The organism is Amycolatopsis stemonae, assembly GCF_054781455.1.
The window spans coordinates 1-603 of the sequence record NZ_BAAGUJ010000041.1 but is presented as its reverse complement, the minus strand read 5'-3'; the positions used below and the strand labels follow the sequence as shown (position 1 = coordinate 603).

General features: G+C 57.4%; 1 rRNA gene. It reads left to right on the top strand.

Annotated features, from left to right (window positions below):
• Positions 1 to 221, top strand: a 16S ribosomal RNA gene (locus ACYVLJ_RS47925); the annotation flags it as partial.
• Positions 222 to 603 lie beyond the last annotated feature (382 nt).

Sequence of the window (603 nt, the reverse complement as noted above, 5' to 3'; positions counted from 1 at the left end):
CTGCGTGAAGTCGGAGTCGCTAGTAATCGCAGATCAGCAACGCTGCGGTGAATACGTTCCCGGGCCTTGTACACACCGCCCGTCACGTCATGAAAGTCGGTAACACCCGAAGCCCATGGCCCAACCCGTAAGGGAGGGAGTGGTCGAAGGTGGGACTGGCGATTGGGACGAAGTCGTAACAAGGTAGCCGTACCGGAAGGTGCGGCTGGATCACCTCCTTTCTAAGGAGCACAACACATCCCAGCCAGCTGGTTGGGAGTGGCCATCACTTAGCGGTCGAATGTATCGCTGCGATGGTTGCTCAAGGAATTGTGGAACTACTGGTTAAGGCTCACCGCGGTAGTGATACCGCCGGCTAGTACTGCGGGGCTTGTCTTCGCGTGGAACGCCGGTCGTGGAGCTGGGTGGTGGGTTGTTCGCTTGCACACTGTTGGGTCCTGAGGCAACACGCCTGGGGCTGACCCCCGAGGGACGTTTGTTTCTGGTGTGGTGTTTGAGAACTGTAGAGTGGATGCGAGCATCTTTGTGGTCAAGTTGTTAAGGGCACATGGTGGATGTCTTGGCTTCAGGAGCCGATGAAGGACGTAGGAGGCTGCGATAAGC